The 23,200-nt window shown below is 67.9% G+C and carries 20 protein-coding genes and 1 tRNA gene; 9 read left to right on the top strand and 12 right to left on the bottom strand.

Translation table 11 applies throughout. The annotated features are described in order from the left end of the window. The 7 genes from cysS to AVL48_RS22500 all read right to left on the bottom strand — a co-directional run bounded on the left by cysS (position 1) and on the right by AVL48_RS22500 (position 4,741). Positions 1–1,392 carry a cysteine--tRNA ligase gene (gene cysS / locus AVL48_RS22470; RefSeq protein WP_061989278.1) on the bottom strand — a complete coding sequence of 464 codons (1,392 nt, stop codon included), beginning with the start codon at positions 1,390–1,392 and terminating at the stop codon, positions 1–3. 46 nt (positions 1,393–1,438) lie between these two features. Beyond that, a complete protein-coding gene (locus AVL48_RS22475; RefSeq protein ID WP_061989373.1) occupies positions 1,439–2,125 on the bottom strand; it encodes an HAD family hydrolase in 687 nt (228 codons plus the stop codon). Positions 2,126–2,241: 116 nt separating this feature from the next. Beyond that, positions 2,242–2,637 (bottom strand): PPOX class F420-dependent oxidoreductase, encoded by a 396-nt coding sequence (locus AVL48_RS22480; RefSeq protein WP_061989276.1) that lies wholly within the window; start codon positions 2,635–2,637, stop codon positions 2,242–2,244. A 13-nt stretch (positions 2,638–2,650) separates the two neighbouring features. Then, a complete protein-coding gene (locus tag AVL48_RS22485) occupies positions 2,651–3,046 on the bottom strand; it encodes a PPOX class F420-dependent oxidoreductase (protein ID WP_061989274.1) in 396 nt (131 codons plus the stop codon). 29 nt (positions 3,047–3,075) lie between these two features. Next, positions 3,076–3,546: a 2-C-methyl-D-erythritol 2,4-cyclodiphosphate synthase gene (ispF, locus tag AVL48_RS22490; protein WP_034310203.1), complete on the bottom strand. Its 471-nt coding sequence runs from the start codon at positions 3,544–3,546 to the stop codon at positions 3,076–3,078. Continuing rightward, positions 3,543–4,190 (bottom strand): IspD/TarI family cytidylyltransferase, encoded by a 648-nt coding sequence (locus AVL48_RS22495; RefSeq protein WP_244162390.1) that lies wholly within the window; start codon positions 4,188–4,190, stop codon positions 3,543–3,545. The genes ispF and AVL48_RS22495 overlap by 4 nt, the downstream gene beginning before the upstream one ends. A gap of 59 nt (positions 4,191–4,249) precedes the next feature. Then, on the bottom strand, positions 4,250–4,741 hold the full coding sequence (locus tag AVL48_RS22500; RefSeq protein WP_005165253.1) for a CarD family transcriptional regulator: 492 nt from the start codon (positions 4,739–4,741) through the stop codon (positions 4,250–4,252). Between the two features lie 297 nt (positions 4,742–5,038). On the opposite strand from AVL48_RS22500, the gene AVL48_RS22505 reads away from it, so the two are divergent. Both AVL48_RS22505 and radA read left to right on the top strand, forming a co-directional pair. Beyond that, positions 5,039–5,758 (top strand): copper chaperone PCu(A)C domain-containing protein, encoded by a 720-nt coding sequence (locus tag AVL48_RS22505; protein ID WP_061989364.1) that lies wholly within the window; start codon positions 5,039–5,041, stop codon positions 5,756–5,758. Positions 5,759–5,872: 114 nt separating this feature from the next. Beyond that, a complete protein-coding gene (gene radA, locus AVL48_RS22510; protein WP_061989270.1) occupies positions 5,873–7,231 on the top strand; it encodes a DNA repair protein RadA in 1,359 nt (452 codons plus the stop codon). 558 nt (positions 7,232–7,789) lie between these two features. Here radA and AVL48_RS22520 read toward each other — a convergent pair. Together AVL48_RS22520 and AVL48_RS22525 are read right to left on the bottom strand one after the other, a co-directional pair. Next, positions 7,790–8,926 (bottom strand): CU044_5270 family protein, encoded by a 1,137-nt coding sequence (locus AVL48_RS22520; RefSeq protein ID WP_061989266.1) that lies wholly within the window; start codon positions 8,924–8,926, stop codon positions 7,790–7,792. Further along, positions 8,913–9,554 carry an RNA polymerase sigma factor gene (locus tag AVL48_RS22525; protein ID WP_082857729.1) on the bottom strand — a complete coding sequence of 214 codons (642 nt, stop codon included), beginning with the start codon at positions 9,552–9,554 and terminating at the stop codon, positions 8,913–8,915. The genes AVL48_RS22520 and AVL48_RS22525 overlap by 14 nt, the downstream gene beginning before the upstream one ends. Before the next feature lie 165 nt (positions 9,555–9,719). Between AVL48_RS22525 and AVL48_RS22530 the strand changes: the two genes are divergently transcribed. From AVL48_RS22530 to AVL48_RS22545, 4 genes are all read left to right on the top strand, one after another. Then, entirely contained in the window at positions 9,720–10,385 is a 666-nt protein-coding gene (locus AVL48_RS22530) for a C39 family peptidase (protein WP_061989264.1), read from the top strand. A gap of 114 nt (positions 10,386–10,499) precedes the next feature. Beyond that, the gene (locus tag AVL48_RS22535) at positions 10,500–11,456 is read left to right on the top strand and encodes a glycoside hydrolase family 6 protein (RefSeq protein WP_061989262.1); all 957 of its coding nucleotides are present in this window, start codon (positions 10,500–10,502) and stop codon (positions 11,454–11,456) included. 166 nt (positions 11,457–11,622) lie between these two features. Beyond that, a complete protein-coding gene (locus tag AVL48_RS22540) occupies positions 11,623–12,675 on the top strand; it encodes a WD40/YVTN/BNR-like repeat-containing protein (protein WP_061989260.1) in 1,053 nt (350 codons plus the stop codon). Continuing rightward, complete coding sequence (locus AVL48_RS22545) at positions 12,676–12,948, top strand: MoaD/ThiS family protein (protein WP_143104954.1); 273 nt, start codon at positions 12,676–12,678, stop codon at positions 12,946–12,948. Between the two features lie 67 nt (positions 12,949–13,015). Here AVL48_RS22545 and otsB read toward each other — a convergent pair whose 3' ends face one another. From otsB to AVL48_RS22560, 3 genes are all read right to left on the bottom strand, one after another. Continuing rightward, positions 13,016–15,544, bottom strand: a complete 2,529-nt coding sequence (otsB, locus tag AVL48_RS22550) for a trehalose-phosphatase (RefSeq protein ID WP_061989258.1) — start codon at positions 15,542–15,544, stop codon at positions 13,016–13,018. Between the two features lie 40 nt (positions 15,545–15,584). After that, the gene (locus AVL48_RS22555; RefSeq protein ID WP_244162391.1) at positions 15,585–17,051 is read right to left on the bottom strand and encodes an alpha,alpha-trehalose-phosphate synthase (UDP-forming); all 1,467 of its coding nucleotides are present in this window, start codon (positions 17,049–17,051) and stop codon (positions 15,585–15,587) included. Positions 17,052–17,133: 82 nt separating this feature from the next. Beyond that, positions 17,134–18,699, bottom strand: a complete 1,566-nt coding sequence (locus AVL48_RS22560) for a threonine/serine exporter family protein (protein WP_082857725.1) — start codon at positions 18,697–18,699, stop codon at positions 17,134–17,136. 160 nt (positions 18,700–18,859) lie between these two features. Between AVL48_RS22560 and AVL48_RS22565 the strand changes: the two genes are divergently transcribed. The 3 genes from AVL48_RS22565 (at position 18,860) to AVL48_RS22575 (ending at position 23,098) form a co-directional block, all read left to right on the top strand. Beyond that, positions 18,860–20,437 carry an alkaline phosphatase D family protein gene (locus AVL48_RS22565; protein ID WP_082857726.1) on the top strand — a complete coding sequence of 526 codons (1,578 nt, stop codon included), beginning with the start codon at positions 18,860–18,862 and terminating at the stop codon, positions 20,435–20,437. Positions 20,438–20,481: 44 nt separating this feature from the next. Next, positions 20,482–20,554 (top strand) — tRNA-Thr (locus AVL48_RS22570). Between the two features lie 396 nt (positions 20,555–20,950). After that, the gene (locus AVL48_RS22575) at positions 20,951–23,098 is read left to right on the top strand and encodes a hypothetical protein (RefSeq protein WP_143104953.1); all 2,148 of its coding nucleotides are present in this window, start codon (positions 20,951–20,953) and stop codon (positions 23,096–23,098) included. The last annotated feature ends 102 nt before the right edge of the window (positions 23,099–23,200 follow it).

Below are 23,200 nucleotides of genomic sequence, written 5' to 3' on the forward strand. Positions count from 1 at the left end.
TCAGACGTCCTTGACAGTCCACTGTGGACCGTTCGGGGTGTCTTCCACCACGATGCCCGCCTGTTGGAGGCGGTCACGCGCGGCGTCCGCACGGGCGAAGTCCTTCTCGGCGCGGGCCTGCTGCCGTTCGGCGAGCAGCCCTTCCACGAGTTCGGACAGCGCCTGCCGGGTGGGCGTCTCATTGCCGCCCGCCTCGGACCAGCGTGCGGAGAGCGGGTCGAGGCCGAGCACGTCGACCATCGCGCGCACGGAGGCGGCGAGTTCGAGTGCCTTGGAACTGTCGGCTGCGTCGAGGGCCGCGTTACCGTCGCGGACCGTGTTGTGCAGCACTGCGAAGGCGTGCGGGGTGGCGAGGTCGTCGTCGAGCGCGGCGGCGAACTCCGCCGGGACCTCGCCGAGGCCGACCGCGCCGACGCTGCCGGCGGTGCGCCGCAGGAACTGTTCGATCCTTCGGTAGCCCTGCGCGGCTTCGGCGAGTGCTCCGTCGGAGTACTCGATCGTCGACCGGTAATGCGGCTGGACCAGGTAGTACCGCAGTTCGGGCGCCCGGTAGTTCTTGAGCATCTCCGGGATCGAGACCGTGTTGCCCAGCGACTTCGACATCTTCTCGCCGGACAGGGTCACCCAGGCGTTGTGCAGCCAAAACCGCGCGAACGGGTCACCGGCGGCGTTGGACTGCGCCCGCTCGTTCTCGTGGTGCGGGAAGACCAGGTCGACGCCGCCGCCGTGGATGTCGAACTCGGCACCGAGGTACGTCGTCGCCATCGCCGAGCATTCGAGGTGCCAGCCGGGACGGCCGGGACCCCAGGGCGTCGGCCACGACGGTTCACCCGGCTTCGCGCTCTTCCACAGCGTGAAGTCGCGCGGGTCGCGCTTGCCCTCGCCGAGGCTCTCGCCCTGCTGGACCTCGTCGAGCTTCTGTCCGGACAGGTCGCCGTAGCCGTCGAACGCCTTGACCGAGAAGTACACGTCGCCGCCCGAGGCGTACGCGTGCCCGCCGTCGATCAGCCGCTGCATCAACTCGACCATCTGCGTGACATGCCCTGTCGCCCGCGGGGCGATCGAAGGCGGCAGGCAGCCCAGCGACTCGTACGCCGACTCGAAGGCGCGCTCGTGCGTGGCCGCCCACTCCCACCAGGGACGATCCGCGTCTGCGGCCTTGGTGAGGATCTTGTCGTCGATGTCGGTGACGTTGCGGACCATCAGCACGTCGAGTCCACTGTGGACGAGCCAGCGGCGCAGGACGTCGTAGTTCAGCGCGCCGCGGACGTGGCCGATATGGGGTACGCCCTGCACGGTGGCACCACACACGTACATGGACGCCGTTCCGCTACGGGCGGGGTGGAATTCCCGCACGCTCCGGGTCGCGGTGTCATAGAGGTGTAGTGCCACCCTAAAAGGGTACGGGGTCCGGGTGAGCGGCGTCGCAGTGACCGTATTACAGCACGTTATGGGCACGCAGGACGTTGAGGAGAGCGTCGGGCCGCTCTATCGTCGGCAGCGGCTCTACCAGCGCGAACGCGCAGCCGATCTCGCGCGCGGCGCCGTCGGCCTCGTCGCTGTCGCCGATCATGAGCGTCTCCGCCGGGTCGACGCCGAGCCGCTCGACGGCCGTGCGGAAGATCTCCGGCTCGGGCTTCACCGCCCCGACCTCGAACGACAGGATGAACTCGTCGACGAAGGCGTCCCAGCCCCGGCGGCTGAACGCGGGCCGGATGTCGAAGGCGATGTTGCTCAGCACCCCGAGCTTCACGCCCTTGCCGGAGACGCCTTTGAGGACGGCCTCGGTGTCCGGGTACGGCGTCCACTGGCTGGGATCGATCAGCCGGGTGTAGAGCGCGACGGCCTGGTCGGCGTGCGGGACGCCGGACTGCTTGAGCACCTCGAGGTACACCTTGCGGTGCAGCACCGGGTCGCGGTCGCGGTTGTGCCAGGCGTGGAGGTGTTCCTCGTCGAGATCGACGACCTGGCCGACCGGCGCGGTCATCCGGCGCATCAGTTCGGTCTGGGCCTCGATGTCGAGACGTTCACCCTCGTGATCGGTGAGGTCGGCGAGCCAGGTCTCGTCCTGCTCGAGCCGGAAGATCGTGCCGGAGAAGTCGAACAACACAGCGCGAAAGGTCACGGAGCCCACATTAGCCACGATCGTGGGATCTTCGCCTCCTCCCGCGTGTGAGATGAAAGCCCCTTCATCGCAAATTTTGCGATGAAGGGGCCTTTCATCTCACGCCGCGACTCGAATCAGGCGGCGTTACCGGTGATCTTGGTGGGCGTGATCCGGACCAGCACGCGGACGACGTCCGCCGGCTCTTCGGGGTAGTCCTTGCCGAGGTACTTGTGCGAGAGCTCGTTGATCAGCTCGCGCCCGCCCTCGTCGGTCATCTCCACGGTGCCGCGGATCTCGACATAGTCGTACGGGTTCTCCTGGTCGAACACCGACACGGACACCCGCGGGTCCCTGGCCATGTTCCGCTCCTTGAGACGGCCGCGGACGGTCGCGAAGATCACCGTGTCGCCGTCCCGCTTCGCCCACAGCACGGACGTCTGCGCGGAGCCGTCGGCGTTGATGGTGGCGAGGACGGGAAAGTTGTTGCCGTCGAGAAGTTTCTTGATCGCGTCGTTGAAAGTCACACCCATGGCGAGAGCCTAATCAACGAACGTTCCCGGCGATCCTGTCGACCCGCAGGCGGACGAGCACCCGCTCGACCTCCGGCCCCTCCGGCGGCGGGTCCTGGCCGAGATACTTGTGGCTCAACGCCTTCGGGAGTTCTTTGCCGGGGTCCGGGGTGATCGTGACCGTGCCACGCAGCTGCGTGTGCCGGTACGGGTTCTCGGCGTCGGTGATGGACACGCTCGCGCGCGGATCGCGCCGCAGGTTCCGCACCTTCAGCCGGTCTTCGGTGGCGCTGAAGACCAGATCGCCTTCGTCGAGGCCCACCCAGACGACCGAGGTCTGCGGGCCGCCGTCGGCGTCCAGCGTGGCCACGGTCGCGAAGTTCTTGCCGTTCACCAGTTCGCGGACCGGTTCGGGAAGTGTGACTGCCATGCCAGGGCAGAACCTGCCTCCGGCGCGCCCTATTCCTGCGAGGGCAGGAGCAACGCCGTCGCGAACGCGGCGATGCCTTCCCCGCGTCCGGTCAGGCCGAGTCCGTCGGTCGTCGTCCCGGAGACGCTCACCGGTCCGCCGACAGCCTCGCTCAGCACCTTCTGCGCTTCTTCGCGGCGCTTCCCGACGCGCGGCGCGTTGCCCACGATCTGGACGGTCGCGTTGCCGACGGTCCAGCCGCCCGCCTCGACCAGGCGCCGGGCCTCGGCGAGGAACTCCACACCGTGCTTGCCCGCCCACCGCGGATCGCCGGTGCCGAAGACCGCTCCGAGGTCACCGAGCCCGGCCGCGGACAGCAGCGCGTCGCACAGCGCGTGCGCCGCGACGTCGCCGTCGGAATGCCCCGCGCAGCCGTCGACGCCGGGCCAGAGGAGGCCGGCGATCCAGCATTCGCGGCCTGCTTCGACGGGGTGGACGTCGACACCGTTCCCGATCCTCACAGCACTTCCTCTTTCCCGGCGGAAGCGATCGCCTCGGCCAGTTTCAGTTCGAACGAGTTGGTGACCCGCATCGCGTCGGGGTGCCCGGCGATGGTGTGCGCGCCGTCGAGGGACGGTTTGTCGACATAAGAGAGAAAAGTCTCACGAGTGAAGCCGAGCGGGGTTTGCGCCGTGCGCAGATGTGCGCGGTCTTCGGTGCCCGTGATGACCTTTGTCGCGTCGGTCACCTTCACGGTGTCAGCCATCGGTAGTACGGGAACCACCGACGGCGAACCCGCACGGACCGCGTCCGCGACGGCACGGACCGTGTCGGCGGGCGTGAAAGCCCGCAAAGCGTCGTGCACGAGGAAGACGGGATCTCCGGCGATGTCATTTTCGACGGAGTCGAAAACATGGCGGAGTGACGAACCGGGTACTATCCGGCAACGCTCCGGGAAGTCGATCAGAGCGGCCGAAAACAACTGAGCACACCGCTCGGGGGCCGCCACGACCACCAGATCGAGATCCGGCAGCGCGAGCAGCCCCCGCACGGTGTGCGTGAGTAGCGCTTCACCATTGACCGGCGCGAGAGCGAGCTCCGCGTCGGAGGCATGGTGATGAACGGCAGTGACGAACACGATCGTGCTCATAGGGACGGTGCTCATATGTGCGCGATCGTAGAGGTATCCCTCGCAGCCTCACCTGGCGCGGGACACCCGCAGGTTCAGACTGCCGCGGTTTCCAGAACTTCGTCGAGGAGGACTTCAGCCTTGTCCTCGTCGGTGCCCTCCGCGAGCGCGAGCTCGCTGACCAGAATTTGCCGCGCCTTCGCCAGCATGCGCTTCTCGCCGGCTGAAAGTCCGCGGTCCTTCTCTCGCCGCCAGAGGTCGCGCACCACTTCGGCCACCTTGTTCACATCGCCGGAGGCGAGCTTCTCGAGGTTGGCCTTGTACCGACGAGACCAGTTAGTGGGCTCCTCGGTGTGCGGAGCACGCAGAACGTCGAAAACCTTGTCCAGTCCTTCTTGCCCGACGACATCGCGAACGCCGACGATCTCGGCGTTGTCAGCGGGCACGCGAACCGTAAGATCCCCTTGCGCGACTTTGAGGACGAGGTACTTCTTCTCCTCGCCCTTGATCACGCGGGTTTCGATGGCTTCGATGAGTGCGGCACCGTGGTGCGGGTAGACGACGGTCTCTCCGACCTTGAAAACCATGTGTCCTCTGCCCCTTTCGCTGAATTCATCTTAGCACGTGCCGACGAGGCCCACCTAGCGGCCTGCGATCGTCGTCGCAGGTCAGCGGCCTGACGGTGGTCCGCCCGGGGGTTGACAAACTCAATTCGCCCATGCTCATGCAGGTGAGAAGCGAACGATTTCCGAATCCTTTGTGGACGATTGATCTTGGGCACGTCACCGCATTGGTGGCGTGTCAACACGCACCGGGTTCTCCGCCCGCGAAGCCGCCCGGCTAGTCTTCGCGGTGAAGAGGCCGTGAGATGGAAGGACTCCGACGTGAGGCTGCAGAATCGTCGCGTGTTCGGCGCAGGTGTGCTGGCGCTCGGCGCCGCGCTCGTGCTCGCCGGCTGCGGTGCTGGTCAGATCACCCAGACCGACTCGCAGCAGCCCGCGGTCAACGGGACGTACGCACAGGCGAAGGACCTGGTGCTGCGGAACGCCGCGCTCCAGTTCCCGGAGGAAGGCCAGGCGTACCCGGCCGGAGCCGCCGTGCCGCTGACCCTGACCATCGTGAACCAGGGCAAGCAGGACGACGAGCTCGTCTCGGTCACCTCCGACGTCGCCACCGGTGACGCCAAGATCTCGGGGGCCAAGGCCATCGTCTCCAGCCACGCGCTGGTGATCGGCCCGTCCGACGCGGTCGAGTCGACCAAGGAGGTCGCTCCGACGAGCGGCCCCTCCGTACCGCCGTCCTCGGGAGCCCCGTCTTCCTCAGGCGCCCCGTCGTCCTCTGGGGCCCCGTCGTCGAGCATCGCCGGGACGGTCACGCCGTCGGCCGGTCCGGAGCCGTCCAACACCCCGGACCAGGTGGGCAAGGCCACCGTCGTGCTGCAGGGCCTGAAGCAGCCGGTGTGGGCGGGCCAGACCATCAAGGTCACCTTCGTCTTCAAGAACTCCGGTTCGGTCACGCTGGACCTCCCGATCGCGGCGCCGTCGCACCCGGGCAGCCGCGCGCCCGCGCCGGAGAAGCCCAAGGCCGAGGGCGGCGGGCACTAAGTCTTTCCGCAAGTACATGAAGGCCCCCTTCATTGCGCCTAGCGCCGTGAAGGGGGCCTTCATGTACTTGCGTCGGTCCCGGGGTTTGTCGGTGGTGGCCGCTAGCCTCGCGGGGTGGTCAAGAAAGGCAGTACCTACCGCTGCGGTGAATGCGGGTACGAGGCGCCGAAGTGGGTCGGGCGCTGCCCGGAATGCCAGGCATGGGGAACGATCGAGGAACGCGGTGCCGCCCGTCCCGCGATAGCCAGGGTCGCGGCGGGCGCGCCCAGTGCCCCGGCGCGCCCGATCGGCGAGGTCGACGTCGAGACGGCTCGCGCCAAACCCACCGGCGTCTCCGAGCTGGACCGCGTGCTCGGCGGCGGATTCGTCCCGGGCGCGGTCATCCTGCTCGCCGGAGAGCCCGGTGTCGGCAAGTCGACACTCCTGCTGGAGGTCGCCTACCAATGGGCGGCCACCGCCGGCCGCGCGCTGTACGTCACCGGGGAGGAGTCGGCGGGGCAGGTCCGGCTGCGGGCCGAGCGCACCGGCAACGTCCACGACGAGATGTTCCTCGCCGCCGAGAGCGATCTCTCCGCGATCCTCGGCCACGTCGACGCCGTCAAACCGGGTGTCCTGATCGTCGACTCCGTCCAGACCATGGCGTCGCCTCAGGTGGAGGGTTCGCCGGGCGGGGTCACCCAGGTCCGCGCGGTCACCTCCGGGCTGGTCGCGCTGGCCAAGGAGCGCGGGCTGCCGATCGTGCTGGTCGGTCACGTGACGAAGGACGGCTCGGTCGCCGGGCCGCGGGTGCTGGAACATCTGGTCGACGTCGTCCTGCAGTTCGAGGGCGACAAACATTCGACGCTGCGGATGCTGCGCGGGATCAAGAACCGCTTCGGCGCCGCCGACGAGATCGGCTGCTTCGAACTGGTCGAGGAGGGCATCGTGGGCGTGCCCGACCCATCCGGGCTGTTCCTGAGCCACACCGCCGAGCCGGTCGCGGGCACCGCCGTCACAGTGACCATGGAGGGCAAGCGCCCGCTGCTGGGAGAGGTGCAAGCGCTCGTTTCGGCGACCCAGTCACCGCAGCCCCGGCGCGCGGTGAGCGGCCTCGACTCGGCGCGGGTGGCGATGGTGCTGGCCGTGGTCGAGAAGCGGGCCAACATCAAGGTCGGCGACAAGGACGTCTACGTCGCGACGGTCGGTGGCATGAAGATCACCGAACCGGGGATCGACCTGGCGGTGGTGCTCGCGCTGATCTCGTCGGCGAGGGACACCCCGCTCTCGCCCAAACTCGTCGCGATGGGCGAGGTCGGGCTCTCCGGTGAGGTCCGGCGGGTGCCGAGCGTCACGCGGCGGCTCGCGGAGGCCGCCCGGCTCGGCTACACCTACGCGCTGGTGCCGCCGGACTCCGGCAAGATCCCGCCGGGGATCCGGGTACTCGAAGTGGCCGACGTCGGAAGCGCGCTCAACGCCGCCAAACACGCCCGCTGAACGACCGTGGCGCGCGGCGCTCAACCGCCTCGTCGAGGAAGCGGCGGCATCAAGGGCACGCATCCGATAACCGACCCGCGTCTTCGTTTCGCAGGGAGGGAAGGTCGACGTCGCTTTCCGAAGTTCATGTCGGCACAGTCGGGAGCAGAAAAGGGCGCTTGCCGCGGAAGGTCTTTCCCGATTTCGTCGACACGGGTCAGCTGATCGGTGAGGAGTGCTTGAGTTGAGATTCGCGTTTTCTGGGAGTTCTGGTGCGAATCATCATTTCCCGCGGTGGAGCTTGTGGTTGCGCTGTGTTGTGGTTGCGCTGTGGGAGTGGAGAAAAACGCCCTTCACTTCGCGGAGCGATTTCGAGTTCGACTCACTTTCGCTGGACGACCATTGGCGGCTCAAAATCGCACGGTCGGTTTGGAGTGCCGACCACGTTGACGCGGAGATCGACCGGTTCGCTCGAACCTTGCGAGCGTCGTGTATCGAGCTGTTCGGCGCATGGATCGAGGAATTTCTGCCTGTCGTTCCCGTCAATGGCCAAAATGACGCGCGCGCCGAACACGCTCGCTAGGGGCCGCCCCGATCGGTGATCACGACCGAGATCGTCGTGTCGAACAGGGGCAGTCCCGGCCAGCCCTCGCTGTCGCCGGTGGACCGGACGGCGCGGTTCCCGACGACGGCCGCCGTCGCCTGGTCGACGATGAACGTGCGCGTCTGGTTCGGCAGCACGGCCGAGAAGGACAGCGCGGGTCGCGCGTCGGGAGTGGTCACGCTTTCCGTGGTGATGCCGGGCATTCTCGCGAGCGCTTTGCACAGCGCTACCCGCAGCGCGCCGAAGCCCTGTGACGAGCGGAGGACGTTGTAGGCCATCTCGAACATCTCGGTCGGGGAGTTCGGTTGTTCCGGTGAGCGTCCGTCCGGCCAGAGGCCGTCGTGGCGGAGGCGTTCGGACAGCTTCGCCGGGTCGGTCGGCAGTTCGGAAAGGAACTCCGTGGTGGGGTTCGTCCAACCGCTCTCGGACGGCAACCGGCTCCGTGGCTGCTGGAGCGTTGGTTTCGTGGGCGCTGGAGGCTCTGAAGTGGTGGTGGTACGCGGCGGCGAGGCCTGCTCCGTGGTGATCTGGGTCGACGGGCCGGGAAGCGCCTCTCCCAAGGTCATCGCGGTCTGGTAGTCGCCCTTGATCCAGCGGATTTCGCCGGTTCCGGTGGACCGGATCTTGGCGGGCAGCCGGGTGTGGGGCGGCAGCCAGCGTTCGAGGATCTCGTGGGTCTGGTAGGCGAGGCCGGTCTTGGTGACATGGGTGGTCCAGGTGGACTCCGTGACGAGCCGGTACTGGTTTTCCCCGAGGGGGAAATCTTCGCCATGGAGGGCGTCGAGCTCGGCGTCGCCGGGGGCGAGGGTCGAGTGGGCCGCGGTGTCCTGGCCGTTGTCGCCGGTCAGGACGTCCGTCGCGACGACAACGCCGCCGGACACCAGCGCGGCGGCGGCCGCGGCCGCGATCCAGCGCCACGAGCCCGGTCGCTTCCTCACCGGTGACACGGACACGGGGAGGAATTCGTCCTCGACGTCCCCGGCCGCGCGCAGGAGCGCCGCCCTGGCGCGGGTCAGTTCGTCCTGCCGGGTTTCGGGTTCGGCGTGGAGGTCGGCCAGCGCCTCGTCGAGTTCGGCGTCGGACCACACCTTCCTGATGCTACCGCCGTCCACGTCCGGGTATCCCTTCTTCGTTCAAATCGTCCTTTGTGGACTGTGTAGTGACTTCCGGCGCGTTGGCGCGCAACCATCTTCGGATCCGGTGCAGGCGGGACCTGACCGTACCGGCGGGAATGCCCAACGCCTCGGCGACCTCGCCGGGCTCCAGTCCCGCCCAGGAGACCAGCAGCAGCGTGTCGCGGTCCGCCACGCTCAGTCCGGCCAGCGCGCCCGCCAGCTGGGCCGCGCGGAGCTGCGCGTCGACCCGTTCGGCGACGCGGCCGTCGTGTCCGGCCGAGACGCTGCGCTCGGCGGCCGCGAGCCGGGCCGTCGCGTTGAGCGCACGGGTCTCGGTGCGGACGTGGTGTCGCAGCAGGTTCGTCGCGATGCCGTACAGCCAGGCTCGGGCGGTGCCGGCCTCCGGGCGGTACGTCTCCCGCCTTCGGAGTGCCACGAGGAAGGTCTCGGCGACGAGGTCGTGCGCGGTCTCGACGCCGACGCGGCGCGCGAGATAGCGCTGCAGCGGGGCCGCGTGGGCGTCGAAGAGCATGCCGAAGACGGGCGCGGGGTCGGGACCGTCGAGATCCGGCCGGTCCGGCCCCCGCGAACCGGGTTGCTCGTGATCCTTTTTCATCACCTGCACGATCACTCTTGCCCGATGACCCCTCCAGTGTTCATTCGACCCTACTTTCGTCGTGCGCCGATCGGTGAATGCGCAGGTGAGGGGGCAGACAAATCGGGGTCCGAAACGCGAAGATCGAGCTATCGGATATTCACCAACGGATGTCCGAACTGGGGAAGGATTATCATGCGTCGACTCAGGACCGCTGCCGTCGCCGCGCTGGCGGTGTCCGCACTGATCACCGCGCCGGCGATGGCCGTCGCTCAAGAAGACCATGTCGTACCCGCGCCCGACTTCGTGAAATCGATGCCCGCGCCCGCCAAGGTCGAGGGCGTCCGGGCGGCCGCGGAACTCAACATCCAGTACCAGATCCAGGAGACCGGCTACTGGTGCGGCCCGGCCGCCACCCGGATCGCGATCTCGGCCAAGAACGGCAATCCGCCGAGTCAGCAGCAGCTGGCGAACGAGCTGCCGACCAGCACCAACGGCACCGACTGGATCGGACAGGTCACCCGCGTCCTCAACAACCACATCGGGGGCGGCTGGTACGAGACCAAGGAGATGCCCAACGACCCGCCGACCCAGGCGCAGCGTGACCTTCTGTGGCGCGACATCGTGCTGGACGTCGACAAGGGTTACGCGATCGTCGCGAACATCGTCGCCCCGGCGAACAACCACCCGCCGGGCTACCCGAACTACACGATCTACCACTACTTCACGATCATCGGCTACAACAGCGACAACATGACGGTGAAGATCGCCGACCCGGCCAACTTCGGCGGCAATCAGATCTACTGGCTCACCTTCAACCAGCTCGCCACCCTGATCCCGCCGAAGGGCTACTCGGCCTGACCCTCGATGCGTTTCGTCCTCTACTTGCGGTAGTTGCCACGCGCGACTACCGCATTTAGAGGACGAAACGCGGGGTTGTACGGATCTTGTACGGGAAGGCGCGAAGCTGCCGATATGCGCATCAAGACGCTCGGTCTGCTGGCCGCCACGATGCTGGCCCTCATCGCCGCGCCGGCACAGGCCGCCGACGGCAACCCCCTTGAGAAGACCAACGGCTTCTACGTCGACCCGAACTCCAACCCCGCCGTCTGGGTGAGGGACCACCCGGGCAGCACCGCCGACAAGATCAAGGCCGCCATCTCCACCAAGGCGGGCGCGCGCTGGTTCGGCAACTGGAGCGGGAACATCAAGACCGCGGTCGACGGCTACACCTACGCCGCCGACGTCGCGGACAAGCTGCCGATCCTGGTCGCCTACAACATCCCCGGCCGCGACTGCGGCGGTCACTCCGGCGGTGGCGCCGGCAGCCCGGACGCGTACCGGACCTGGATCTCGAACTTCGCCGACGGCATCGGCGGCAAGCCCGCGGTCGTCGTCATCGAGCCGGACGCCCTCGCGCAGCTCGACTGCCTGCCTGCCGGTGAGCGCCAGACCCGTCTCGACCTGCTCAAGTTCGCCGCGGAGCAGTTCGCCGCGAAGGCGCCGAACACCTGGGCCTACCTGGACGGTGGCAACTCGACCTGGATCCCCGCCGCCACCATGGCCGACCGGCTCAACGCCGTCGGCGTGAAGTCGATCCGCGGTCTCGCGATCAACGTGTCGAACTACAAGACCACCACCGACTCGGCGAACTACGGCAAGGCCGTCAGCGCGGCGCTGTCGAGCAAGTACGGCTACACCAAGCCGTTCGTCATCGACACGAGCCGCAACGGCAACGGCCCCCTCGGTTCCGAGTGGTGCAACCCGGCCGGGCGCAAGCTCGGGGCGACTTCGCAGACCGGCGGCGGCGCCGAGATGCTGCTCTGGGTCAAGGTGCCCGGCGACTCCGACGGCAAATGCGGGATCGCGCCGAACGTGGAAGCCGGGCAGTTCAGCCCCGACCTGGCCCTGCGCCTGATCAGCGGGACCTGATCCCACCACAAGCCCGTCGCGCCGGCTGTTCGTCTGTGGCCTCGTTCTCCCGAGAAGGCGAGTGTCACGACCCCTTGGACAGCAGCCGGCGCGACGCCTCCACGCGCTCCCGGTAGTACGGTGCTGAGTGATCTGAGTCACAGTATCGATCGAGGAGGCCGTCGTCGTGGAGTTTCAGCTGGGGATCGGAACCAGGAAGGGTTTGTTCCTCGCCACCAGCGAGGACAGGGAGAACTGGGAACTGTCCACCCCGAAGTTCCCGATGGAAGCCGTGCGGGCGGTCGCGCTGACCCCGTCCCGCGTTTACGCCGCGGCCGTCAACGAGCATTTCGGCCCGACGATCGCGACGTCCGACGACTTCGGTGAGACCTGGTCGGAACCCGATCACGCCCCGGTGGCCTTCCCCGCCGACACCGGCACCGCGCTCGAAGGCATCTGGCAGATCGCGATCTCCGGCGACGTCATCTACGCGGGGGTGGAACCCTCCGCCCTGTTCCGGTCCGAAGACGGCGGCGAGACCTTCGAACTGGTGCGTGGACTGTGGGAGCACGAGCATCGTCCACACTGGACTCCCGGGGGCGGCGGCCAGATGATCCACACGATCCTGCCGCATCCCGCGGACCCGGACCGCGTCACCGTCGCCATGTCGACAGGCGGTGTCTACCGCACCGAGGACGGCGGCAAGAGCTGGACGGCGTCGAATCGCGGGATCAGCGCGGATTTCCTGCCGGACGAGGAGCCCGAGTTCGGGCAATGCGTGCACAAGGTCGCGATGCATCCGGCTCGGCCCGAACGGTTCTTTCTGCAGAACCACGGCGGCGTCTACCGCAGCGACGACGACACGAGGACGTGGACGCCCATCGCCGACGGGCTGCCGAACGACTTCGGGTTCGCCATCGTCGTCCATCCGTCCAAACCGGACACCATCTACAACTTCCCTTTGGTGGCGGACGTTCTCCGCTTCCCGCCGGACGGCCGCTGCCGGGTCTATCGCAGCGACGACGCGGGCGAGACCTGGGTAGGGCTCGGAAACGGCTTGCCGGACAAGGGTTTCTACGCGGGTGTGCTCCGGGACGGGATGTGCGTCGACCAAGAGGCGGGGATCTACTTCGGCACGCGGTCCGGTGAAGTGTGGGCCAGTCCCGACGAGGGCGACACGTGGCATCAGGTGGCCGCGCATCTGCCGGACGTGCTGTGCGTGCGGGCCCAGGTGGTCTAGGTGGTCCGCGTCCTGCTGCCCGCGATGTTGCGGCCGCTCGCCGGTGGGGCGGGGACGTTCGAGGTCGACGCTCCGACGATCAGCGCCGTACTGGACGCGCTCGGCGCCGAGTTCCCCGCGTTGGAACGCCGTCTGCGTAACGAGACCGGTGCGCTGCGGCGTTACGTGAACTTCTATGTGGACGGTGAGGAGTGCCGTCGGCTCGACGGCGCCGAGACCTCGCTCACCGACGCCAAGGAGGTCCAGATCATTCCGTCGGTCGCCGGTGGCTGATCCGGTGCGATGAAGGGGCCTTTCCTGGCGAAATCTGCCAGGAAAGGCCCCTTCATTTCGTTCATGACTACCGGGAAAGCAGGTTCGCGCAGCGGATCAGCCCGATGTGCGAGTACGCCTGCGGGTGGTTGCCCAGCGAGCGCTCCGCGATCGGGTCGAACTGCTCGGGCAGCAGGCCGGTCGGGCCGGCGGCGTCGACGATCTGCGTGAACAGTTCCTCGGCCTCGGTGCGCCGCCCGGTGAGCAGGTACGCCTCGATGAGCCAAGCCGCACAGATGTGGAAGCCGCCTTCGCCGCCGGGAAGCCCGTCGTCGCGGCGGTAACGGTACACAGTGGATCCACTGCGCAGCTCCGCCTCGATCGCGGTCACCGTCGACTGGAACCGCGGGTCGGCCGGGTCGATCAACCCGGTCAGCCCGACGAACAGCGACGCGGCGTCGAGGTCGGTGCCGTCGTAAGCGGTGGTGAAGGCCTGGACCTCGTCGTTCCAGCCCTTCTCCAGCACGTCGGTGGCGATCTCGTCGCGCAGCGACGGCCACGCGCCCGGCACCTCGCGGCCGTAGACCTCGCCCAGCTTGATCGCCCTGTCGATGGTCACCCAGCACATCACCCGCGAGTACACCCGGTGGCGCGGCACGTGCCGCTCCTCCCAGATGCCGTGGTCCGGTTCGTTCCAACGCCGCGTGACGGCCTCGGCCATCGCGCGCACCATCTGCCAGTCCTCGTCGCGGAGTTCGCCACGCGCCTCGGCCAGCGTCTGCACGAGTTCGACGACCGGACCGAAGACGTCCAGCTGCACCTGGTGGTTCGCCAGGTTGCCGACGCGGACCGGCCGCGATCCGGCATACCCGGGCAGCGACTCGATGACCGCCTCGGCACCGATCACGCTGCCGGCCAAGGTGTACAGCGGGTGCAGCCGTTCCGGCCCGGCCAAGGTCGACAGCACGCCGTGCAGCCAGCGAAGGTAGCCCTCCGCTTCCTCGATCGAGCCGAGGTGGACCAGCTCACGCACGGTCATGGCCGCGTCACGGATCCAGCAGTAGCGGTAGTCCCAGTTGCGGACGCCGCCGATCTCCTCCGGCAGCGACGACGTCGCCGCCGCGAGCACGCCGCCGGTGTCGGTGTTGACCAGTCCGCGCAACGTCAGCGCCGAGCGGCCGACCAGGTCGGTCTGCACGCTGGGCAGCTTGAGCGTCTGCGCCCAGGTGCTCCAGTAGTCGCCCGCGCGGGCGCGCCGCTCCACTTCGGACAATTCGTGCGGTCCGAGATCCGTGGTGCCGCAGCGCAGTTCGAGCACCACCGGCTTCTCCTGGCTGGGGGTCACCAGCGCCGTCGCGGTGTCGTTCATGCCGTCGGAGGTGATCTCCCACTCCACGCCCGGTGAACGCAGCGCGAACGGCTCGGAAGTACCCTGCACCAGGATCCCGTCGCCCTGTGCGACCAGCTTCACCGGCACGCCGCCGAATTCGGGCCGCGGCGCGAACACGATCTCCGCCGCCGCCTCGCCCGAGATCACCCGGACGAGGTCCGTGCGGTGCGCGGGGCTCTCCGGCTCGATGTAGTCGGTGACGAGCAGCCGCGACCAGCGGGTCTCCACCGTCATGGTGTTCGGCAGGTAACGCTGCCCGAGCGGAAGGCCGTTGCGGTGCGGCTTGATCGAGAAGTGGCCGGCGGCGGCACCGCCGAGCAGGTCCGCGAAGATCGCGGGCGCGTCGGGGCCGGGGTGGCACAGCCAGGTCAGCCGGGCGTCCGGCGTGACCAGCGCGACCGAACGCTCGTTGGCCAGCATCGACAGCCGCTCGATCGGCGGGGCCTGCTCGCCGTAAAGCCAGTTCCGGCGCTCTTCGAGCAGGAACGCGAGCACCAGCGCGACGTCGACGGTGTCCGGGACCCGGAACTGCGCGAGACTTTCGCCGTCGCCGACCTTGACCCCGAGGTCCGGGCCGGTGATGCGGGCGAACGCCTTCTCGTCGGTGACGTCGTCGCCGACGAAGACCGCCGCGGTCGCGCCGACCTGATGACGCAGGGTGTCCAGTGCGCGGCCTTTGTCCGTTTGGACGACCGCGAGCTCGACGACCTCCTTGCCGTCGGTCGTGGACACGCCCTCCCACTGCGAAGGGCCATTGTGGACATCCCGCAGCACGCGGCGGCCCGCCTCGTGCTCGGCGCGGCGGACGTGCACCGCGATGCTCGCGGGCTTGACCTCGAGCGAGACGCCCGGCACGTCGAGTACCAGGTTTTCCAGCTCGGCCTCAAGCCTTCTGTGCAGCTCACGGGCCTTGTCGTCGAGTGCGTGGATGAAGCCGATGTCGAACTCCGACCCGTGGCTGCCGACCAGGTTCACCTCGGCCGGGAGACGGGACAGGGTGGCGAGATCGCGCAAGGCGCGGCCCGAGATGACCGCGGTGGTCGTCTCGTGCAGGCCGGCCAGCGACCTGAGCGCGCCTACCGATTCGGGCAGCGGCCGGGCTTCGTCCGGATTGGCCGTGATCGGAGCCAGCGTGCCGTCGTAGTCGCAGGCGACCAGCAGCCGCGGCGTGCGCGCGACCTGGACAATCGCGCGCCTCAGCTCGGCGGGCAGTGCCTCGGCGGTCAACGATTTCTCCTCGGGGAGTATGCGGGGTATGGGGGAAGAGTCAGTCGGCCGGTTCGGTACCGAGCGCCTGGAGGAACGAGCGCGCCCAGCGGTCGACGTCATGCGTGAGGACTTGGCGACGCATGGCGCGCATACGGCGGCGTCCCTCTGCGGGGTCGAGCGTAATGGCAGTCTCCAAGGCGTTCTTCACCCCATCCAGGTCATGCGGGTTGACCAGGAGAGCACTGGTCAACTCCGCCGCGGCGCCGGCGAACTCGGACAGCACGAGCGCGCCGCCGAGGTCGTGGCGGCAGGCGACGTACTCCTTGCAGACGAGGTTCATCCCGTCACGCAAAGGAGTGACCACCATGACGTCGGCCGCCGAAAAGAACGCGGCCAGTTCCGTCCGGTTGACCGACTGGTGCAGATAGTGCACGACCGGGCGGCCCACCCTGGCGAATTCGCCGTTGATCCGCCCGACCATCTGCTCGATGTCGCCGCGCATCCGCTGGTAGTGCTCGACGCGCTCACGGCTCGGCGTGGCCAGCTGGACGAACGTGACGTCCTCCGGGCGGACGCGGCCTTCGTGCAGCAGCTCGTGCAGTGCCTGCAGCCGCAGGTCGATGCCCTTCGTGTAGTCGAGCCTGTCGACGCCGAGCAGGACCTTCTTCGGATTGCCGAGATCACGCCGCAGCTGGGCGGCGCGTTCGGCGACGCCCTTGGTCTTGGCGAGTTTGTCGAGGCCGATGGCGTCGATGGAGATCGGGAACGCGCCGACCCGCACCGTACGGTCGCCGACCTGCATCAGGCCGGGGCGGGTGCGGATACCGACCGCGCCCCGGCTGGATTCGAGACCGGCCAGCTGTCGCGCCAGCCACAGGAAGTTCTGTGCGCCACCCGGTCGGTGGAAACCGACGAGGTCGGCCCCGACCAGGCCGCGGACGATCTCGGTCCGCCACGGCATCTGCATGAACAGCTCGACCGGGGGAAACGGGATGTGCAGGAAGAACCCGATCCGCAGATCCGGGCGCAGTTCGCGGAGCATCGCCGGGACGAGCTGCAACTGGTAGTCCTGGATCCACACGGTCGCGCCCTCGGCGGCGACCTTCGCGCTCGCCTCGGCGAAGCGCCGGTTCACCCGGACGTAGGACTCCCACCAGCTCCGGTCGAACACCGGCCGGGCCACCACGTCGTGGTACAGCGGCCACAGCGTCGCGTTCGAGAAGCCCTCGTAGTAGTCGCGGACGTCGTCCGAGGTCAGGGAGACCGGGTGCAGCACCAGACCGTCGTCGTCGAATTCCTCGACGTCGACGTCGGGTACACCCGGCCAGCCGACCCAGGCGCCCTTGCGGGACCGCAGGAACGGCTCGAGGGCCGACACCAGCCCACCGGGACTCGCCGTCCAGCGCCTGCTCCCGTCGGCGGTCCGTTCGAGGTCCACCGGGAGCCGATTCGCCACCACGACGAAGTCCGCGGCTGCCGATCCGCCCGTCTCCGCCGGAGTTGTTTCAAGAATGCCGTCGTCCACCAGCCGCTCCCTCAAAATCGCGGGTCGCTGCCCTAGGGAAGAACCCTATCGCGCGCTCGCGCGACGGCCGGGCGTCGCGCGATCACTCCAAGCGTCGTTCGGCGGGTTCCATGGGACCCGCCATCCGCGGCCCGGCGAATTTGCGTTCGAGCCTGCCGAGGCCCGTGCGCACCGGCTGCGCCAGGTATTCACCGAGTACCACACCCGCTGCCAGGGCAAGCCCGATGGCGACCGCGGTCATCAACGTGGAGATGTTGCCGCCTTGTTCAACGCCCAATTGGTATAGACCACGATAGGTGGAGAGGCCCGGGAGCAGGGGAGTGATGCCTGACACAGCCACCACGAGCGGCGTCACCTTGAGTCGCCTGGCGAGTACGCCGCCGCAGAAGCCGACCAGCGTGGCGGCCGCCGCGGACGAGCTGACGGCCTCGAAATCGGTCAGCATCAACGCGCCGTAGACCGCGCCGCCGATGGCACCCGCCGCGCCCGCGACGATCATCGCGCGCAGCGTCGAATACGAGGCGAGCGCGAAGCAGGCGGACGCGCCGATGCTGCCGATGACGATGATCGGAAGTTGTTGCGGCGTCGAGGAGACCACCTCGGGCAGCGGGGTGAGCGGCATTTCGAGCAGCAGGGCGATCTTCAGCGCGAGCACCACGCCGGCGATCAGCCCGGCACTCATCAGCGCGGTTTCCATGGTGCGCCCGGCGGCTGTGACGTAATAGCCGGTGATGGCGTCCTGCACGGCGGAAACCGTGGAAAGGCCCGACAGCAGCACGGTCACCGCCGCCGCGACGACCAGCGTCGGTTTGTTCGTGGTCAGCAGGTTGCTGCTCACTATCGCCATCGCGGACAGGGTCGCGACCAGGCCGCCGATCACCTGCTGGAAGAAGAACGGCAGGGCGAAGCGGTTGAGGAACCGGCCAAGCCGGTCGATGACCGCGCTGATCACCAGGGCGACCAGCGCGACGTCGAGGCTGCCCCCGAGGATCAGGGTGATGAACGCGGCCAGTCCACCCCAGGCGGCCGTGGCCACCCAGCGGGGGTACGGATGCGGCGCGGTCGTGATCCGCTGGAGTTCCTGCTGCGCCTCTTCGGCGCCCATGTTCCCGCGGACGATCTTGCGGACCAGGATCTCCGTCTGGGTGAGCCGGGTGTAGTCGAGGCTGCGTGAGCGGACCACGCGAAGCGCCGTCACCGGCGCCATGTCGGTGCCGCGGTGACAGGTCACCGTGATCGACGTGAAGATCACGTCGACCTCGCAGTGCGGGAGACCGAGCGCGGAGGTCAGCGCGAGGATCGTCGCCGTGACGTCGGAGGCGCCCGCGCCGCTCGACATCTGGACCTCGCCGACGCGCAGGACGAGGTCCAGGACGAAGTTGACCGTCGAGTCGTCCGGCGGCTTCGGGCCCATCGCCTCGCCGCCCTCGACGACGGGCTGTTCGGCCGTCGGGGCTTCGAGGATCTGCCACGCGCGACGGCGCAGCAGGTTGGGCCGGTGCGAGCGGGCCTGGGGGGTCGATCGCTCACCGTCACGCTGGCGCGGCGCTTCCAGCAGCCATTCGCCACGTTCGGGTGTTTCGTCGTGGTTCTTCTCGACACCGCGTCTGCCGTGCTGGGCCCCCTTGGTGCGCTCGTTGATCTTCATGATCGATCCACCTCCTCACTCGTCTTGTCGCCTGCTTACCGGGACTTTCCCGAGGACCATCGGGCCCGGCGCCCCGACCGTTGCAGGTAAACCGAAGTGGCGTCCACCACGTTCGGACAAGATCCTCGCGGCGGGGCCGATCTGCGGCACACTGCAAGCCATGGGGTCTTTTTTGACCAGGCGTTCGATGCTTCGCGCGGCCGGGGTCACCGCGGTCGGCACAGCGGCGACATTCACCCTTTCGGGTGCATCTACCGGGGCGGAGGCTCCGGTTTTCGCGCACGGCGTGGCGTCGGGTGACCCGATGCCCGATTCGGTGCTCCTCTGGACCCGGGTCACGCCATCGCCCGACGCCACTCCGGGATCCGGCAAGGGACCGTCGGTGGACGTCCGGTGGGAGGTGGCGAAGGACGCCGGATTCGCGGACGTCGTCGCTCGCGGTCAGGCCAGGACGGGCCCGGAACGCGACCACACGGTGAAGGTGACGGCAGCCGGGCTGTGCGCCTCGACCGCGTACTTCTACCGGTTCATCTCGCGCGGCAAGGTGTCTCAGGTCGGACGGACGCGCACCGCGCCCGCCCACGAGGAGGACGTCGCGCGGCTGCGCTTCGGCGTGGTCTCGTGCGCGAATTGGGCTGTCGGTCACTTCGTCCCCTACGGCTACCTGGCGGGTCGCGACGATCTGGACGCCGTCATTCACCTGGGTGACTACCTCTACGAGGGGTCTCCCAATCCTGCGGGTGATCTTCGGCCCTCTCTGCCGCCCAACGAGCTGATCACGCTGTCGGATTACCGGCAGCGTCACGCGATGTACAAGACCGACGATCACCTCCGGCGTCTTCATGCCCGCCATCCGATGATCGCCACCTGGGACGACCACGAGGCGGCCGACAACGCCTGGTCCGGCGGGTCGCCGTCGCACGATCCGGCGACCGAGGGCAGTTGGCGCGACCGGCTGCGGGCGGCGCACCAGGCGTACTTCGAATGGATGCCGGTGCGGCATCGCGGGGACCGGCTGTACCGGCGGCTGAAGTTCGGGAAACTGGCCGACCTCACCATGCTGGACCTGCGGACCTATCGGACCCGGCAGCCCGCGCCCGGCTCCGCCGAAGACCCGGCCGGCACGATTCTCGGCGCCGATCAGCGGCAATGGTTCCTCGAAGGCATCGCTCACGGCACGGCGTCCTGGAACCTGATCGGGAATTCCGTGATGGTCACGCCGCTCAAGGTCCCCCAGCTGCCCACCCGCGAACGGCTCGCGCTCGTCGACCTGCTCGACGGCCAGCCGACCACGGTGAACACCGACCAATGGGACGGGTACACCGCCGACCGTCGCCGGGTACTGGACGCCATCGCCGCCCGAGGACGGGGCAACACGGTGTTCCTGACCGGCGACGTCCACTCGTCGTGGGCGAACGACGTGCCGCGCGACGGGACGAGCGTCGCGGTGGAGTTCGTCTGCCCGTCGGTCACCTCGGACAACCTCGACGAGCAACTCGGCGTCCCGCCCCGGACCGGCTCGCTCAAGGTCGAGGCCGCGATCCGCACGCTGAACCCGCACGTGCGCTTCGTGGAACTCGACTCGCACGGTCCCGGCGTCCTCGAAGTGACGCCGGACGCCGTCCGGATGAACTGGTACTACGTCGCCGACCGACGCGACCCGGCGACCGCCGTCACCTTCGCGCACGCCTTTCGGACGGTGGCCGGAGAACCGTGGGTGCGCCCTGCAAACGGCTGAGCGGGCGCCGATATACTGGCCCTGCCCGGGCTGCCCTGGGTGACGCCGCTATAGCTCAGCTGGTAGAGCATCTGTCTTGTAAACAGAAGGTCAGGGGTTCGAGCCCCCTTGGCGGCTCAAGATCAACATTGCCTTTGACCTGCCGATTTGCCGTCTTTCGAGAGTCTTGTTCACTTTTTTCTCGGCGCCATTGGGCTCCGTTTCGTCTCCGTTTTCCCTGCCGTGCCGAAACGCATGGATCGGAGACCGGGCTTTGACAGGCTGCACCGGCGATACTGCCGGAGGGCGCGACTGTTAGCCTGCTCACTGGCGATAGTTCGCTGACGAACGCCTAACGCGCCTGCAGGTGACTTAACGACTCATCGGCAGACGAGACCGGCCCGGGCTTCCCGGGGCCGCCGAACGTTGTGGACGTACGCGGCGCGCTCTACCTGTCAGGGCCAAGCAGATCTTGGTTCGTCCGGGTGGTGATGCTGAGGCCATGCCTGTCACGGGCGCGGTGCTTTCCTCGCGTTGATCGCGCACGTCGTGGCGTGCGGACGTTCGCGCACGCCCTTGCGGGCAGTCGAGGAGAGCCCCATGAATCCGTCTTCCGAAAAAGACGTCCGGTTCCAGGAACCCGACGGCCTTCGGTCAAAGACCGGCGACACCGATGTGACGCCCTCCAAATCCCATCCGGACAGCGAGCTCGCTACGTCCGATCGATCGGGCGCTGACGCAGAGCTCCGCGTCCGCGCGAGCCAGATCGCTCGGCTCACCTACAAGCAGTACGAGACGATCCGCGACCTGAGCATCGAAGCCGGGATGGCGGCAGAGGTGGCCGCGACGACCGCATTGCTCGTGGCCGACCCACAGGATGCAATCGCACAGCTCAAGCGGCGACGTCAGGAAGTGATCGCGCCGGACGTGACCGCCACAGTCCTTGACCTCGACGTGTTCACGGCCGCGTTGGTGCGCGCGCCCGAAAACCTTCGAATGGGCGGCCGCCGGTACGAAGGCGACTTCGCCATGCCGAAGTACACCGCGACGAAGGACAACAAGTCGCTGTCGTTCACCCTCGACACGTTCGAGCACGCCGCTGATGCGATGGACTTCTACTTCGCGGAACTGGCGAAGACCGACCACGAAGTACGCGAAACGAATACCTACGGTGCCGACATCCGCCAGCACGGCATCCGGCAGGGCGGCATCCTGTTCCCGCTGAAGCTCAAGTTCTCCGTGACCGAGCCCGGATTGGCCGGCTGGGAAACCGCCGACTGCTACGGGCGGGTGTACTTCACGCAGGACGCCGAGGGAGTGACCGCCGCCGAGGTACTCGAATGGCTGCGCAATGTGCCGACTGACGGACGGGAGTTGTCGAGTCACCCGCTGCAGAAGCGCCGCAACGCGCTGCTCGCCATCGCGGGAAAGGTGCTTTCCGGAGGAGCCATCACCGAAGGCGAGGAAATCCGGCTTCGTCGCGCGGTGATGCCGCGCACCCGCATGATCGTGTCGGTGTCCGTCAGCACGCCGATGGACGAGGTCCGCCGCCGTGTCGTCTCGCTTCAGCACCTCGACCGGCCTACCCCGTTCAGCACGGTGACTGATTGGCAGACCCGCGCCGAAGCGGTCCTGGCCTGGCTTGACGAGAAGGGCCTTTTCGTGCATCCGCCGGACGTGACCAGTGCGACGGTGAAGCGATGGCTCGACGCGCCGGCGGAAGCGGTTGCGAAGGGCGAGTGTCATGGTGACGACATCGCGATGATCGCCATCGCGTCTCTGCTGCACAGCCCGGACACGAAGCTGGACCGGCAGATCGGCAAGGCGTTGCGGACCCGAGGAGTGATCGGTGTCCAGCGAACTAACGCTCGGTCGGAAGTCACAGCACATGTCATCTGTCGCGAGCTGCGTGGTGGCAGTAGCGATAGTGTCCGCTCGTCGCTGGAACGAGTCCTTCGATGGACCGCGTTACGCGACCAGGAAGTCGACATGCGTCCGATCTCCGTCCTGCTCAAGCAGGCCGAAGATGAACTCCAGCAAGAAGCCGAGGCGAGGTCACGAGGGCGGAAGCCGGTCCCCGGACCTGCGACCCGCCAGATCGCCGCGCGGGCGGCCTACCACCTCGTTTGCGGTCCGGCGGATAAGCACCCGCTGCTGCGGCGAAGCAGCCACGGATCTGGGAAGGGCGAGGGGACCGAGTCTGGGCAGGTGCTGCAGAAGCTTGCGGCGACACTTCCTGGCCTCCAACAGCTGGCGCAGGCGATCTTCGACGGCCGTCGCGGCTTTCCCGTCCGCAGTGTGGAGACGGGTACTGCGGCCGAAGACCGTGTCGACGCGCCTCGGGAGGGTGAGGTTCTGAGCGAGGAGAAACTCCGCAAGCTCGCCCTCGAGAAGCCGGGGATCGCTGATCGAACGGCCGCGCAGCAGGTTGCCGACGACTCCAAAGAACTGAGCGAGTTGACCGACCAGGTCACCGCCGTCGTGGAGAAGATGGGCAAGCGCACGGACGACGACATCGCAACCGCCGCTCTTTCCTACGTGGAGGACCGCGGCTGGGCCGATCCTGAGAACACCATCCCCGTTCTCAAGAAGGCGCTGGAGCGGCTGGGATACTGGCATGAGGTGTACCGCGTCGTGAACCGCCAGCGCCGTACCGATGCGCCCGCCACAGGAGAGGCGTAGAGGCGATGGCCGGGCGAAGCAAGCGCACGGTAGTGGCGACCGCGGCACAGACAACGCGTCAATCTGAGCAACGGGTCACGGTACCGTCAGAGCGGGGAACTG

Source organism: Amycolatopsis regifaucium (assembly GCF_001613935.1).
In the GTDB taxonomy this organism is placed as follows: domain Bacteria; phylum Actinomycetota; class Actinomycetes; order Mycobacteriales; family Pseudonocardiaceae; genus Amycolatopsis; species Amycolatopsis regifaucium.

Bases quoted from the DNA above. Each gene is read 5' to 3' on its own strand.
- AVL48_RS22485 (WP_061989274.1), bottom strand. From the start codon at position 3,046: ATGGCAGTCACACTTCCCGAACCGGTCCGCGAACTGGTGAACGGCAAG.
- AVL48_RS22565 (WP_082857726.1), top strand. From the start codon at position 18,860: ATGGGGTCTTTTTTGACCAGGCGTTCGATGCTTCGCGCGGCCGGGGTC.
- AVL48_RS22535 (WP_061989262.1), top strand. From the start codon at position 10,500: ATGCGCATCAAGACGCTCGGTCTGCTGGCCGCCACGATGCTGGCCCTC.
- AVL48_RS22480 (WP_061989276.1), bottom strand. From the start codon at position 2,637: ATGGGTGTGACTTTCAACGACGCGATCAAGAAACTTCTCGACGGCAAC.
- AVL48_RS22530 (WP_061989264.1), top strand. From the start codon at position 9,720: ATGCGTCGACTCAGGACCGCTGCCGTCGCCGCGCTGGCGGTGTCCGCA.
- AVL48_RS22560 (WP_082857725.1), bottom strand. From the start codon at position 18,699: ATGAAGATCAACGAGCGCACCAAGGGGGCCCAGCACGGCAGACGCGGT.
- AVL48_RS22500 (WP_005165253.1), bottom strand. From the start codon at position 4,741: ATGGTTTTCAAGGTCGGAGAGACCGTCGTCTACCCGCACCACGGTGCC.
- AVL48_RS22495 (WP_244162390.1), bottom strand. From the start codon at position 4,190: ATGAGCACCGTCCCTATGAGCACGATCGTGTTCGTCACTGCCGTTCAT.